The 13,439-nt window shown below is 38.5% G+C and carries 14 protein-coding genes; 7 read left to right on the top strand and 7 right to left on the bottom strand.

What is annotated here, in order from left to right; all coding sequences use genetic code 11:
• Window positions 1–153 precede the first annotated feature (153 nt).
• Complete coding sequence (locus ACOXY8_RS11280; protein ID WP_458331697.1) at window positions 154–1,509, top strand: protein NO VEIN domain-containing protein; 1,356 nt, start codon at window positions 154–156, stop codon at window positions 1,507–1,509.
• Window positions 1,510–1,726: 217 nt separating this feature from the next.
• Window positions 1,727–2,683 carry a hypothetical protein gene (locus tag ACOXY8_RS11275; RefSeq protein ID WP_458331696.1) on the top strand — a complete coding sequence of 319 codons (957 nt, stop codon included), beginning with the start codon at window positions 1,727–1,729 and terminating at the stop codon, window positions 2,681–2,683.
• A gap of 147 nt (window positions 2,684–2,830) precedes the next feature.
• On the opposite strand, the gene ACOXY8_RS11270 is transcribed toward ACOXY8_RS11275, so the two are convergent.
• A complete protein-coding gene (locus tag ACOXY8_RS11270; RefSeq protein ID WP_458331695.1) occupies window positions 2,831–3,343 on the bottom strand; it encodes a DUF4442 domain-containing protein in 513 nt (170 codons plus the stop codon).
• A gap of 78 nt (window positions 3,344–3,421) precedes the next feature.
• On the opposite strand from ACOXY8_RS11270, the gene ACOXY8_RS11265 reads away from it, so the two are divergent.
• From ACOXY8_RS11265 to ACOXY8_RS11255, 3 genes are read left to right on the top strand one after another with little or no spacing between them, the layout of a single operon-like run.
• Entirely contained in the window at window positions 3,422–4,606 is a 1,185-nt protein-coding gene (locus ACOXY8_RS11265; protein WP_458331694.1) for an NAD(P)/FAD-dependent oxidoreductase, read from the top strand.
• 29 nt (window positions 4,607–4,635) lie between these two features.
• Window positions 4,636–6,087 carry a Na+/H+ antiporter NhaC gene (gene nhaC, locus ACOXY8_RS11260; protein ID WP_458331693.1) on the top strand — a complete coding sequence of 484 codons (1,452 nt, stop codon included), beginning with the start codon at window positions 4,636–4,638 and terminating at the stop codon, window positions 6,085–6,087.
• Window positions 6,084–6,674 (top strand): 3'-5' exonuclease, encoded by a 591-nt coding sequence (locus ACOXY8_RS11255; RefSeq protein WP_458331692.1) that lies wholly within the window; start codon window positions 6,084–6,086, stop codon window positions 6,672–6,674. The genes nhaC and ACOXY8_RS11255 overlap by 4 nt, the downstream gene beginning before the upstream one ends.
• On the opposite strand, the gene ACOXY8_RS11250 is transcribed toward ACOXY8_RS11255, so the two are convergent.
• The 5 genes from ACOXY8_RS11250 to ACOXY8_RS11230 form a co-directional block, all read right to left on the bottom strand.
• Complete coding sequence (locus tag ACOXY8_RS11250) at window positions 6,671–7,354, bottom strand: hypothetical protein (RefSeq protein ID WP_458331691.1); 684 nt, start codon at window positions 7,352–7,354, stop codon at window positions 6,671–6,673. The two genes, ACOXY8_RS11255 and ACOXY8_RS11250, sit on opposite strands and share 4 nt — an antisense overlap.
• Window positions 7,348–8,037, bottom strand: a complete 690-nt coding sequence (locus ACOXY8_RS11245; protein ID WP_458331690.1) for a hypothetical protein — start codon at window positions 8,035–8,037, stop codon at window positions 7,348–7,350. Before ACOXY8_RS11245 ends, ACOXY8_RS11250 begins: the two co-directional genes overlap by 7 nt.
• A 3-nt stretch (window positions 8,038–8,040) precedes the next feature.
• Window positions 8,041–8,703, bottom strand: a complete 663-nt coding sequence (locus ACOXY8_RS11240) for a hypothetical protein (protein WP_458331689.1) — start codon at window positions 8,701–8,703, stop codon at window positions 8,041–8,043.
• Window position 8,704: 1 nt separating this feature from the next.
• Window positions 8,705–9,037: a PadR family transcriptional regulator gene (locus ACOXY8_RS11235; protein WP_458331688.1), complete on the bottom strand. Its 333-nt coding sequence runs from the start codon at window positions 9,035–9,037 to the stop codon at window positions 8,705–8,707.
• A 147-nt stretch (window positions 9,038–9,184) separates the two neighbouring features.
• Window positions 9,185–9,817: an IMPACT family protein gene (locus ACOXY8_RS11230; RefSeq protein WP_458331687.1), complete on the bottom strand. Its 633-nt coding sequence runs from the start codon at window positions 9,815–9,817 to the stop codon at window positions 9,185–9,187.
• 48 nt (window positions 9,818–9,865) lie between these two features.
• Between ACOXY8_RS11230 and ACOXY8_RS11225 the strand changes: the two genes are divergently transcribed.
• A complete protein-coding gene (locus ACOXY8_RS11225; RefSeq protein WP_458331686.1) occupies window positions 9,866–10,378 on the top strand; it encodes a DinB family protein in 513 nt (170 codons plus the stop codon).
• Window positions 10,379–11,127: 749 nt separating this feature from the next.
• Here the strand turns inward: ACOXY8_RS11225 and ACOXY8_RS11220 are convergent.
• Entirely contained in the window at window positions 11,128–12,012 is an 885-nt protein-coding gene (locus ACOXY8_RS11220; protein WP_458331685.1) for a hypothetical protein, read from the bottom strand.
• A gap of 78 nt (window positions 12,013–12,090) precedes the next feature.
• Here ACOXY8_RS11220 and ACOXY8_RS11215 point away from each other — a divergent pair, with 78 nt between their 5' ends.
• Window positions 12,091–13,434: a WxcM-like domain-containing protein gene (locus ACOXY8_RS11215; protein WP_458331684.1), complete on the top strand. Its 1,344-nt coding sequence runs from the start codon at window positions 12,091–12,093 to the stop codon at window positions 13,432–13,434.
• The last annotated feature ends 5 nt before the right edge of the window (window positions 13,435–13,439 follow it).

Raw genomic sequence — 13,439 nt, 5'->3', positions numbered from 1 at the left:
GGCGTGTGAAGTGGTTAATTGAACCTTCTCCCTCGCATCAACCTTTGTTGGGCATTAACAGTTTTGTGCTCCGAAATCCGCCACTGCGCCAAGTGCCAAAACGTTATCGACAACCCTTTGGCGACACTACAAACTTTAAACTGACTGCAAGAAATGACTCATACAATTATAGAAATACTCATTGACAACTCTGGAAGTATGGGTTACATGGCTGGTAGTCCCGAACATGAGAACAAGTATTTAATTGACGGACTAACACGCATGAAGTTGATTAAAAAAGTCATGTCAGAGCAAATTATTCCGACCATTGATTATGCTAATCAAATCATCATTCGAACTTTTAGATACAACAGGAAAAAAGTAGCAGACAAAATTGTGGAAGAACTTTCAACACCTGTTATTTATGAAGGAGTATTTGACAGGCAAAAAATTTTGACAGTCATTGCATCATTGCAAGACCCACCGATTGGAGGAACACCGATAACTGCTGCTATCAATGCGGCAGTTTCTGATTTAGAAAAGCATCCGAATAGTGACAGGAAGATTATATTAATTACTGATGGAGAAGAGAACGGCGGAGGCGATTTCAGAGAGGCAGCTAAAAAAGCAGAACAGCTAAAAGGGATACCTTGCAAGACATTTATTATTGGAATTGCACAGGACGAACAATCAGAAAAAAAATCCCGTGAAATAGCATCTGGTGGTTATTACAATATCAAATCAAAATCTTTTACCGCAGGTGAAGTTCAAAAAGTATTAGCGCCACTTAAAACAGCAGTTCTGCAAAATACAATTCAAAACATTCAAACGGTAGTAAGCAATTCTCAACCGCAACCGCAAATTCAAGAACAAATACAACCACAGATACAACCGCAAAAAGTTGTTCAAAAAGTTGTTCAAACAGTTGAGAAAAAAATTGATGTAATAAAGCAAGAGAGTAAGCAAGCAACAGCTACTCAACTTGACGAGTTAGAAACTAAAATCAAAGAGCAGATTTCAAATACTCAAAAACTTCTTTCCGAACTTTCATCATTAAAAGAACTTTTAAGAGTTGAAGCTTTATTTGAAACTGGAATTGACTCTACTACACTAACAATAGACAATGAATATAGTGAAAGTGTAAGGCAACGTAGCGAAATATTTCTTTACAAATTACTTTGCGACAAATACGGAATAGCTAAAGTGAAATGGTTAAACCAAACGGGAGAGAGTTTCAGTCATCACGACTTTGAACTTTTGGACGAGAATGGTAAAGTAGTTCAATTGATAGAATGTAAAGGGACATCTAAAGACAAACCGACATTCTATTTGACCGCTAACGAATGGACACACTTCTTGACAAATAAAGATGTTTATCAAGTTTACAGAGTGTTTAATGTGGACGGAGAAATGAACGCTCGTTGTATTGACAACTTGCTTGCTTCAATAATGAATGGACACGTTGTTCCATATTTATTGAAAGTTGAAATTCTGAAAGAAGGCAGAGTATTTTTAACCTTGACAACATGACAATGAATTTACATCCCTCTTATAACTTTTCGTGCGAACCTCAAACAATTGTGCTTCGGACGGACAGAAGGGCAGCCGATGATAGCCGCTACCCAAAAGTGGCGATTCAGTGGTTAAATCAAGCTTTGTGCTTCTATCAAAGTTTGTGCTGGGCTGACAGTGAAGTGCTTCGAAATCGCCACCTTCAGGTAGCTGCAAAAAGTTACCAGCAATTTTTATGAGACACAATCCAACAGATAATATTCAGTTCGACCTAATCGAAAATGGCCTTGACTTTGTCTCTTCAGGAGTTGAACATATTTTGAAGGACAAATCACCGCATTTATTAAAGTATGCAATTCTTCATCTTTCAGCGGGAACAGAACTTTTGCTTAAAGAAATCCTTAAAAATGAACATTGGTCATTAATTTTTGAAAATCCTAATATTGCTAAATATGAATTACTAAGTACTGGTGAATTTAAAAGCGTAGATTTCGAAACTTTAATTACTCGATTGATGAACATAAGCGAAATCGAAATGTCAGAAAAAGATATTTCAATTTTGAGACAGCTAAGAAAGCTAAGAAATAAAATTGAACACTTTGAGTTTAATCAGAACACAGAAGCAATTAAGTCTTTGTCTTCAAAGGTGCTTTGTTTACTCCTCAACTTCATCAACGAAAATTTTAAAATTAATAAGCTATCAGACACATCAAAAGAATATGTTGAAAAACTTCGAAGAGATGCTATTAAATTTAAAGAGTTCGCAACGCTAAGAACAGCACAAATCAAGACTGAATTAACCACAGCTCAGAAAAAATATAAAATGGAGAGCTGCCCATTATGCAGACAAGCTGCATTAGTACTCAATGACGATTTGCAATGCTTGTTTTGCGGCTACACTGACGAAGCGGAAAAAGTGTCTGAACTTTATGCGGAAAATATTTTGGGAGAAAGTCGCTATATCTGCATGACTGATGGAGGAGAATTTCCTGTTATTGAATGTATCCATTGTGGTGAAGAAACTTTTGTTGACAAGGGTACAGACGGATATGTATGTTTCAGTTGCTTTGAAACAAATCAAGACTCAGACTTAAATAGCTGTTCCTATTGTGGTCAACTTTTTGAAAGTAGAGACGATGAAAGTGAAATGTGTGAGTATTGCGTTGACTACTTCATAAATAAAGACAATTAAAACTGCTGGTAACATGAGTTTTGCTTCAGGCGCAGTGAGGTGCAAACTTGGAGCATTGTGCCTCTATTAAAATTCAGTGAAGGTTGAAAGTTTTGTGCCCCGAAACCCGCCCGAACGCAATTCGCTAAACCGTCACCTAACCCTCCCCTAATCCACCTTCGTCCTCACCTTCTTCCAATCCTTAATTTGCCAATAGGTGGTGCCGGTGGTGAGTTGGTTGCCTAGTTCATCGAAGATTTTTACGGTGCAGGGTACCAATACCGATTCTTCTGTTTCGAGGCGTTTCACTACTTCATTTTGCAGCCATTCTTCCTCAAATTCGAAGGAGCCATACGCATTGGTTTTGCCCTGATACATATATTCCACTTCCAGCTTTTTCAGGATAATTCGGTACTTCTTTGGGCTAAGTCTGGAGATAAGCAATATGCCCGCAGATATTTCGGTCAATGTGGCTAATGCGCAGGCATGCAATCCTTTCAAGTGATTAAGATTTCGCTTTTTGTAGGGCATCATGGTACGTACCTGATTGCTGCCAATTTCCTTGATTCGGAAGCCGTGAGGGAGATTAAATGGAATCATCCGATCCAATGCCTGATTCATCAACCAAAGATAGAATTTAGAAGTCTTGGCCTTCTCGAAAACGCTTTCTGGACTAAACATGCTCAGTATTTCTTAATTATTTGCTTAAGTTCAATAAATCCCACTATTTTTAAAATCTTTCACACATAATATTTCAAAATGAACAGTATTTGGGAAAAGGAAAGTTGGTTGAAATACGATATTGCCATTATTGGAGCGGGCATCGTGGGCTTGAGTACTGCGATTTCTATCAAGGAAATTGATCCCAATGCCTCCGTAGTGGTATTGGAAAGAGGTATTTTACCCACTGGAGCAAGTACTCGAAATGCGGGTTTTGCTTGCTTTGGGAGTTTGAGCGAGTTGCTGATTGATATTGAAAAGTTGGGAGAAGATGGAGCTTTTGCTTTGGTGGAAAAAAGATGGAAGGGTCTGCAAAAGCTACGCGCAAGACTTGGAGATGAAGCCATAGGCTATCAGGCCGCTGGGGGCTACGAACTATTGCGGGAGGATGAAGGTACTGCCATCAATCATATTGCAAGCGTAAATAATTTACTCAAGCCACTTTTCAATGAAGATGTATTTCATGAAAAAAGTGAAGCAATCCATCAGTTTGGTTTCGATGAGCAACAAGTAAAGGGTTTGATTTGGAATCCATTCGAAGGGCATATCCATACTGGGAAAATGATGAAATCCCTACTAATGCTCACTCAACAAAAGGGAGTGATTGTGCATTTTGGTGCTGAGGTAAACAGCTGGGAACGAAGTAGTGAAAATGAATTTGCCCTTGAAATAAGAGATGAAAATACTCATGCTAAGCCAGTGATATTAGCGGAGAAATTGATTTGCTGTACCAATGCTTTTACCTCCCGCTTTTTTCCAAACTTGGCCATTGAGCCAGGAAGAGGTGTGGTGATGCTAAGTAAGCCTTTGGAGAGTTTACCATTCAAAGGTGCATTTCATTTTGACGAAGGTTATTTCTATTTCCGCGATTTGGGCAACCGTATTCTATTTGGAGGAGGTCGCAACATTTTTTACGAACAAGAAAAAACCACCCAAATGGAAGTAAGCCAAAATGTACTTGATTTATTATTACAGCATTTAAACCAACTGATTTCACCTAAACAGAAAGTAGAGCTTGACTTTGCATGGTCTGGAATCATGGCTTTTGGACCTGATAAATCGCCTTTGGTTGGGCAGTTGGAGGAGAGATTATATGCAGGAGTGAGGCTTGGAGGGATGGGCGTAGCGATCGGCAGCAGCATAGGAGAGGAGCTCGCACAAATGGCATTGGGCAAAATCAATGCGTCCAAAATCCCTACAAAATCAAAAGAATTTATAAATTGAAACCTTATTTGTAATTCGCAATCTATTTTATGACTAAACCGATAAAAGCTGCAAGTTTAGGACTGGCTATTATTCCTGTTGTTTTTCTAATCATTCTCCTTACTATAAATGTGCTCATTTTTGGTGATGGCGCATTGGATGGCTCTAATCAGATCGTTTTACTTCTTTCTGCAGCCGTAGCAACTATCATTGCTATGCGGCTTGGTTATGATTGGGAAACCCTGCAAGATGGAATTGTCAAAAGTATCTCATCTACCCTTTCAGCCATTCTAATTTTATTATTAATAGGCTCATTAGCAGGAACTTGGTTTTTGAGTGGTGTAGTGCCGGCCATGATTTACTATGGCTTGCAAGTGCTCAACCCTACCATATTTTTGATCGCTGCCTGTATTGTTTGTGCGATTGTCTCAATAGCAACGGGCAGTTCATGGACAACCGTGGCTACTGTTGGTGTGGCATTGCTTGGTATTGGTACAGCGCTAGGCTTATCTGAAGGAATGATCGGTGGTGCCATAATCTCTGGCGCATATTTCGGCGATAAGCTTTCGCCCTTGTCTGATACGACCAATTTGGCTCCTGCCATGGCGGGGACAGATTTGTTTACCCACATCAAATACATGGTGTATACCACAGCGCCAAGTTTTATCATTTCACTGATTCTATTTGGCATCTTAGGATTTACCTCCTCTGATGGCGGTGCTTTGGCTGATATCGATGGGGTGTTGCTGGGTATTCAAGAAAAATTTTACATCACTCCGTGGCTATTTATTGTGCCTGTGGTGGTGCTAGTATTAATTGTGAAAAAGACTCCAGCGGTTCCTGCTTTGTTGATTGGTAGTTTGCTAGGAGCATTGTTTGCACTTATTTTTCAACCGACTGCGGTGCGGGAGGTTGCAGATGTAGCTGGCGAATCCAACTTTGTGCAGTTGTTTGTTGGTGTAATGAAATCCATGTACGGAAGTATTTCTGTCACTACCTCTAATGAAATAGTGAATGAGCTTTTTAGTACGGGCGGTATGGCCGGCATGCTCAATACCATTTGGCTGATTGTATGTGCGATGGTGTTTGGTGGCGTGATGGAAACAGCTGGATTCTTAAAGCGGATTGCAGCGGCAATCATCAGTTTAGCGCATACTACGGGATCTCTGATTGCCTCTACCGTGGGAACGTGTATCTTTTTTAATGTAACGGCTTCGGATCAATACTTAGCGATTGTAGTGCCAGGCCGCATGTTTGCCGATGTGTATCGCGAAAGAGGTTTGCACCCGAAAGTGCTTAGCCGAACTTTGGAGGATTCCGGTACTGTTACTTCTGTGCTTGTGCCTTGGAATACTTGTGGTATGACGCAAGCAACAGTATTGGGTGTGGCAACTTTCACCTATTTGCCGTTTGCATTTTTTAATCTGATTAGTCCGGTAATGACGATTATATTTGGATATGCGAACATAAAAATTGCAAGAATTAAGAAGGAAACAGAATGATATTGCCGAATAAGATTACTAAGGACGAGATAAATGAATTGCCACTTGGAGAGTTTGATGGAGAAGTGGTTATCATCAATAAAATGGCTGATTTGCGGGAGGCAATTGAAGAACTCAAAGATCATCCAATTGTAGGCTTCGATACTGAAACCAAACCGACTTTTAAGAAAGGCCAATTCCATCATGTAGCCTTAGTGCAATTAGCGATCGACCATAAGGCATTTCTCTTTCGCTTGAATCACGTTGGCTTTGATGATGCACTTAGAAGGTATTTCGAAATTCCTGATATTTATAAAATTGGCGTTGGTTTACGTGATGATTTGCGCGCATTGAAAATGCTTTCTGAATTTGAACCGGCGAATTTTATTGATCTGAATACTGAAGCTAAGAATTTGGGAATCCTTAATGAAGGCGCAAGAAACCTTACGGCAATGTTCCTAGGATTTAGAATCTCCAAAGCTGCCCAAACCTCGAATTGGGAGAATCCGGAGCTTACCGAAAAGCAAATCCGCTATGCAGCAACCGACGCTTGGGTTTGCTATCGAATTTATCATGAATGGTTGCAGCGTGGAGTCATTGGCCATTAATTATACTCAAGCTGATATTTTGCCGCTTCCTTTTTCGCCCAAGCGATTCCTTCAAACCACACCATTATCGATAAGCTGATAAGAAAATAGGCTGCTGAAATCATTAGGTAGCCATATATCAGATTTTCTTCAGCAGCATATTTTGCAGCTAAAGCAAGGCTTTGAGCAATAATGTGTATTACTATCAAAAACGCATTCACATTATTGATTGTCATGGATTTAGAAGGTTGAAAGGGTTTCTCTCCTGTTATTTTATGATATTTGGTATAAATCACAGCCAAGGCTAGAACTGCCGGTAGATAAATTAATAGCTGAACGCTTTCTAAGAAATTGAATTGACTCAACAATAAGCAAATAGCAATAGAAGCCAATAATGCAGCACCCATTTTGAGGAAATTATGACCAAATAGAAAGCTCTGCAAGATTGCCAAAAATTGAAGTCTGACTTTTCGGGAGCTTTGCTTCTCGAGTTTTTCAGCCCAATCGGAGAAACCAAATATGCCAAAGGAAGCATGGAAATCTGCCACAGCTTTTTCGATAGATAAATTAGGATTTTCCTCCCGCTTTTCTTCCACGATGCAAGCGATATGATCGATCATTTCTGATTGAACTTCAATTTGTGAATAGCCTTTTCGAACAACAAATTCTCGTACATAATTTATTTCTTCACCACTTAGCATGCTTCTATTTTATCTAAGATTTTCGAAAACTCTACAGCTTCTTTTCTGATCTTAATTGCGAGCTTAAGGCCAGCCAACATGAAAATTCCAACAGAGCTAAACACTAGTAAGAAAGTAAGAGGATTCGTAATCAAGGGTTCTGCTATTTTTAAGAATATATTCCAGAACAAGATCTGCGATAAATAGGCCAATGAAATTACATTCATATAGGAAGCATTTTTCATGAGTCGCTTTTTGGGTTTGGCCCAGCCTTCCAATACAAAAATCAATAAAATGAGAATGGCAAATGGAATTATATCGTATTGAAAAAGAGCTGTATAATGAATAATGGATCCAGAACTTATGGTAGCGAAAATACCAAAGATTAATAGAAAAGCTAATGTCCAAAATGGATCGGTAAAAATGGATTTAACCTCGTCTTTCAGTCTGTAGACGTTTTTTCTGATGAGACCCAATGTATATCGTGGCTGAATCCATTTGCCTTTAAATTCCTTTGTGCTCAATGAGAAAGCCTCCGTAAATGAAAGCTCATTTTGCAGCATCAAATGCTCGCATTGGCTAGCAATATGATCCGTGATTTCCTCTCGAATGTCCAAATAATATACTCCTCTATCAGCAAGCCATTGCCTTATTTGCTGAATTTGAGGGTTTTTTAGTTTTATTTCTAGGTCTAAGTTTTCCATTCTTTATTGTGTTTTTAAATACAATTTCAGCGTATAGTATGCGTCCAATCTTTTAGAAATTAGCAACTTGACCCAAGCGATTGACAAAGTATAAATTACTGACAAATAGATTAATAGCTCAAATGGTTTTGATAAGCTGTCGCCTAATATATTCCACAATACAAACAGAAAGATGTAATGAAATAGATAGGAGCTACCAAGCAAAGTAATATAACCGGCGTTCTTGGTTTTGGCTTTTGTGAAAAAGGATTCTGCCAGCAAAATTATAAAAAGTGAATAAAAGATTATAGAGCTAGGAAAATTTGATTCCACACCAGCAAATGAAATGATATTGAATGAAAATAAAGCAATGAATACAAAGCCAATAAGTAAGATGCTAAGCCATTTTGGAGCAGTAAATATTTTCTTAATCTCCCAAAACCAAAGTCCAAAGTTTTTGAAGAAACTACCAGCCAAATAATTGATTTTGAATCGGTTTGGATAGAATCCTTGACGTGCTTCCAAAAAGGCTCTAGTAAAGGAATGACCTTCTTGAGCCTGAATTTGTTCGATTTTACTGGCAAAATGATCCGTTAATTCCTCTTGTATATCGAGGTAATTGATCCTTCGACTTTTTAGCCAATTTCGAATTTCATTTATTTCGTTATAGCTTAATTTGTGTTCCATATTAGGCCATTTTAAGATTCAGCATTGCTTGGATTGAGCTGATGAATTTCTCTAATTCATTAACTTTTTCTTTGGCTACACCTTTTCCCTTTTGGCTTAGTTTGTAATACTTCCTTAGTCTATTGTCCACCACTTCGGTGTAAGTATCCAATAATCCTTCAGCTTCCAATTTGTGCAATGCTGGATAAAGTGCGCCCTCAGTCACTTTGATTTCTCCCATGCTAAGTTCTTTCACCTTTTGGGTGATTTCGTAGCCATACATTTGACTATGCTGAGAAAGGAGCTGCAGAATGATGGTGGTCAAGCTCCCCTTGATTAATTGATTCGTTGCCATATCCCAAATATAAAAGAAAAATTAATACCTATGAAAATTGGGTATTAATTTTTCTTAGAGGATGTTTCGATAGTTAAGCTACCAAAGCTTTTGGATTTGTTTATTGGTCAGTAAAAGAGGGAAATAGATTATCTTATTTCTTAGAAGTCAATCTGTATTTGTAACTTCTAACTCCCAGCTATTGAGACCTGGCACATAGCTTAAGCGGCTTTCTAATTGTGGAATTAATGCATTCCTGATAAGGCAATATATTTTACAGCTTTGTCTGAAATCTTGTTCTAAAACCTCCAAATCAAGATCTTTTACGATTCGCATTACCTCATTCATTGCTTCATACTCGAAATGAAAGCTGAGCTTGGTTTTGAGGATAACCTCCTGCTTTTCAGCAATTTGTAATGCTTCTCTTGTAGCCTCTTTGTAGGCTTGGATAAGTCCGCTTACACCAAGCTTCGTTCCTCCGAAATAGCGCACTACTACCACTAGCACATCACTCAATTCGAATGATCGTATCTGATTGAGAATAGGATCACCAGCCGAATGATTCGGTTCTCCATCATCATTTGCTCGAAAGTTTTCAGCATCCATTCCCAATATCCAGGCATAGCAATGATGACGCGCATCGTAATGCTTTTTTCTAAGTTCCTCTAATCGTTCCTTTATATCATCCTCATTTGCAACAGGAAAGGCATAAGCAAGGAATTTACTGCCTTTGTCTTTGTATAAACCTTCGGTAGGGTCTGAAATGGTGAAATATGTGTCCTTTGGAATTTCTTCTTGCATGGAAGATTTTAGATCGGTGGAATATAAATTCAAAATTAATTTAATCGATTGAAGCAAAAAGAAATTGAAGGAAAATCTATATTTGAATTCAGACAAATGGAATTAAATATGAAGGATTTTTTGGAAGATTTATTGAATTACAGTCATCATTTCAACCAAAAGATGGCCGATAAACTGATTGAAAATCAAAGTGAAATTTCAGAGAAATCTATTTTACTTTTCAATCATATACTTAATGCCCATGAGATTTGGTGCGGGAGGATTGTCGGTAATCCGTCTAGCACGGGTGTTTGGGATTTGAGGCCTTCAGAGGGTTGGAAGGCTGTCGATTTGGAGAACCATCAAAAGGCATTGAGAATCATCAGAGATATTGACTTGAATAAGGAAGTAACCTACAGAAACTCCAGTGGCAAGGAATTTACAAATGCAACGAAGGACATTCTATTTCATATGATTAACCATAGCACCCATCATCGAGGACAAATTGTAAGTGAAATCAATAGAATTGCAAAGGAGCCTTTGTTGATGGATTATATTTTTTACAAGAGAATGGTTAGTTGAGGAATTGGATTTGGCTTCCAGAAAATGTTCGTTAGGGATTATTTTCTTCTCCGCGCTTTCCGCGTCTTCCCTTGGGGTTCTTTGCGTTTAAATTCTTTCTTTTTTAAAACCGCAAAGAACGCGGAGATTTACGCAAAAGGCGCAAAGGACATGGTTTTCTTCTCCGCGCCCTCCGCGTCTTCCCTCAGTGCTCTCTGCGTTTACCTTCTTTTTTTTAAACCGCAAATGCGCAAAGATTCACGCAAAGTGTAGTGAGGTTTTGTATTATCTGCGTTTATCAGCGTAATCTGCGGGAGAAAAATTGCCCGCAAATAGCGCAGATTGGCGCAAATGGTCTTTGAAATAATATTTGGATTTGAAGAAATACAATCATCACAGAAATTCATAGTTCAAACATTCTCCGCGCCCTCCGCGTCTTCCCTCAGTGCTCTCTGCGTTTACCTTCTTTTTTTTAAACCGCAAATGCGCAAAGATTCACGCAAAGTGTAGTGAGGTTTTGTATTATCTGCGTTTATCAGCGTAATCTGCGGGAGAAAAATTGCCCGCTGATAACGCAGATTGGCGCAGATAGTCTTTGAAATAATACCTGGATTTGAAGAATTGCATTCTCAGAAAATCATAGTTCAAACATTCTCTGCTCTCTCGCGTCTTCCCTTAACACATCTCTGAATTTAATTTTTTCTCACAGTGTTCACAAAGCAATTTGTAGCTTATTAGGTCTGCAAAAATTCAATAAAGAAATTTCAAACTCAATACTCTACAGCCCTCAATGCCAATAAAATCAAAGCTAAAACGGCTATAGCTAATCCTACTAAATTAATTTTCAGTAGTTTATCTCTGAAAATCAGATAAGCAAAAAGCGTAGCTCCGAGGATCACGCCAATATTGAAAATTGGATAGAAGAGTGCGCCATTATTATTCATAGCTGTAAGTCCTTTGAGCACAAAATGAAGTGAAAAGTAATTACATGCGCCAAGAAATACGCCACCTAGAATCGCCTTTTTGTCAAATTTCGGCTTCTTTATCAGCACAATAATGGCCGAGGTAAGAAATGAAAGTGTAAAAAGTGATATAGAGAATAAGTTGGAATCCTGCTCTGTAAGGAAGTAAAAGTTTGTGTAATTGACCAATGAATCAATTGTACCGCCCATAAGGAAAACCAAAATTGGAAAAATAATTTCCCATGACTTTTTGATTTTAATGCCCGAATCCTTTTTGCGGATTGAAGTAAGGACAATCGCCGTAATCGCCAAAACTAAACCAATCCATTGCAATGCGCCAAAACTGTTTTGCTCAGTTTGAAGAATCAGAATGCTGGAAATTACTGGAATGATTAGGGCAATTTTATTCGCTACAGAAGTAACCGTGACATTAAATCGCTGTGTGGTTTCGTCGATTACAATCAAGGCCATTACAAATAGAAAAGCCAAAATTCCAGCCAATGGAAACCAAGGTTTTGTCATCAATTCCATATTTGGGATCACCAAAATTCCTTGAAATGACATCCCCAAAATGGCTCCTACCAAATAATTCCAAGTGATGGCTTGAAGGGTATTGATTTTGAATTTTCCGTAAGCTCTAAATGAGAGGAAAATACCAATATTGAAAAGGATGGCTATTAATAGGTAAATCATGATTATAATTGAATGCAATTTTACTGAATTACCAGCGAATGTTCTTAATTCCTTTTCTTTTTTAATTTGGACGCTAGTATGCATGAGTTACAACAGCCAAAGCTGATCAAGACTGGCCATTTTTCCGGGCCAAAGGGAAATCTATCATTTTTGGAATCTCAACAAGAGTTACCCTTTGAGCCGAAAAGGGTCTATTGGGTAGACAGGAGTGAGGCAAGTAGTCTGCGCGGAAGTCATGCACACCTAAATTCCTCCCGCGTTTTTTCTGCAATTAGTGGAGAAGTGCTTATCCGAATTTTTTTGAAAGATGGTCGTGAAAAGGAATTTATCCTTAAGCCCTGGTCCGATTCGCTTTGGATTCCCCCAGGTTTCTGGTATGAATGTCATCTAAATAAGGACTCAATCTTATTGGTAGTTTCCTCGCACTTACACGAAGATGATGTATACCTCCGTGATAAGGAAGCCTATTTTGCTGGTTATTTCAAGAATGAAGATTGGGTTTATTCGCATAATTATTTGCCTAATGTCTACAAGAGATCATATCCTATAAGTCATTATGCGATAAGGCGCTATCAATATATTGTAAACGAATCGCTTACCGAGATCTTTTACTTAGCTAAGGGGCGTGAAATCTTGGGAAGATGGCCGTTTCAGATTAAAAATGGGATGGCTACCAGCTTGACCGGCGCACCCTATGGTGGCATGCAAGTGAATGAAGATGTACCATTGGTTGAGGTGAAAAAGTGGGTGAAATGGGTAATTCAATTATTACCTTCAATGGGCGTATCTCAAATAAAATATAGAAGTAAACCTACATTTTTGCAAAATGGATATGAGAAGAAACTGCAAAAGCAATTAAGTGCTTTAGGTTTTAAGTCATGCTTTTCGGATGCCTCGCAGTATATTAAAACGCGGGAGGATTTGGCCCCGAAGCTACATTCGATGGAGCAGCGTAAGCTCAAACAAAGCGAAAAGCAAGGATTACGAATGCTAGAAGAAAGTACCGAAATTTTACCTGAAGTATTCTTTTTCATTGCCCAAGCCCGCTACAGTCGAGATATCCCATTGAACACGACACTGGAAAAGCTACAGCAATTGTTCAAAGCCTATCCGCAGAAATACTTCATATTTTCAGTATTTGATAAGAAAAATATTCGCTTAGCGACATGCATAGCAGTGTTACAATCAGATGATTCTCTCTATTATTTTCTACCAGCCACAGGGATTGATTTTATGTCTGAAAGTCCGATGGTTTTTTTGATTGTATCTATGGCCAATTGGTGTAAGGAACGGAATATTCGCTTTCTAGATTTGGGAATATCTTCAATCGAAGGTCATTTGCAACAAGGCCTGTATGATTTTAAAAGGAGAATGGGAGCGGAGGATTCTGAAAAATGGACCTTTGAGTTGGCACTTACCTAGTAATG

It is taken from the genome of Peijinzhouia sedimentorum (assembly GCF_049340005.1).
In the GTDB taxonomy this organism is placed as follows: Bacteria; Bacteroidota; Bacteroidia; order Cytophagales; family Cyclobacteriaceae; genus CAXBDP01.
Note: the sequence above shows the minus strand (reverse complement) of the source record. Positions and strands in the feature narration are given on the sequence as shown.

Bases quoted from the DNA above. Each gene is read 5' to 3' on its own strand.
- ACOXY8_RS11240 (WP_458331689.1), bottom strand. From the start codon at position 8,703: ATGGAACACAAATTAAGCTATAACGAAATAAATGAAATTCGAAATTGG.
- ACOXY8_RS11230 (WP_458331687.1), bottom strand. From the start codon at position 9,817: ATGCAAGAAGAAATTCCAAAGGACACATATTTCACCATTTCAGACCCT.
- ACOXY8_RS11215 (WP_458331684.1), top strand. From the start codon at position 12,091: ATGCATGAGTTACAACAGCCAAAGCTGATCAAGACTGGCCATTTTTCC.
- ACOXY8_RS11255 (WP_458331692.1), top strand. From the start codon at position 6,084: ATGATATTGCCGAATAAGATTACTAAGGACGAGATAAATGAATTGCCA.
- ACOXY8_RS11220 (WP_458331685.1), bottom strand. From the start codon at position 12,012: ATGATTTACCTATTAATAGCCATCCTTTTCAATATTGGTATTTTCCTC.
- ACOXY8_RS11280 (WP_458331697.1), top strand. From the start codon at position 154: ATGACTCATACAATTATAGAAATACTCATTGACAACTCTGGAAGTATG.
- ACOXY8_RS11235 (WP_458331688.1), bottom strand. From the start codon at position 9,037: ATGGCAACGAATCAATTAATCAAGGGGAGCTTGACCACCATCATTCTG.
- ACOXY8_RS11250 (WP_458331691.1), bottom strand. From the start codon at position 7,354: ATGCTAAGTGGTGAAGAAATAAATTATGTACGAGAATTTGTTGTTCGA.
- ACOXY8_RS11270 (WP_458331695.1), bottom strand. From the start codon at position 3,343: ATGTTTAGTCCAGAAAGCGTTTTCGAGAAGGCCAAGACTTCTAAATTC.
- ACOXY8_RS11265 (WP_458331694.1), top strand. From the start codon at position 3,422: ATGAACAGTATTTGGGAAAAGGAAAGTTGGTTGAAATACGATATTGCC.
- ACOXY8_RS11245 (WP_458331690.1), bottom strand. From the start codon at position 8,037: ATGGAAAACTTAGACCTAGAAATAAAACTAAAAAACCCTCAAATTCAG.
- nhaC (WP_458331693.1), top strand. From the start codon at position 4,636: ATGACTAAACCGATAAAAGCTGCAAGTTTAGGACTGGCTATTATTCCT.
- ACOXY8_RS11275 (WP_458331696.1), top strand. From the start codon at position 1,727: ATGAGACACAATCCAACAGATAATATTCAGTTCGACCTAATCGAAAAT.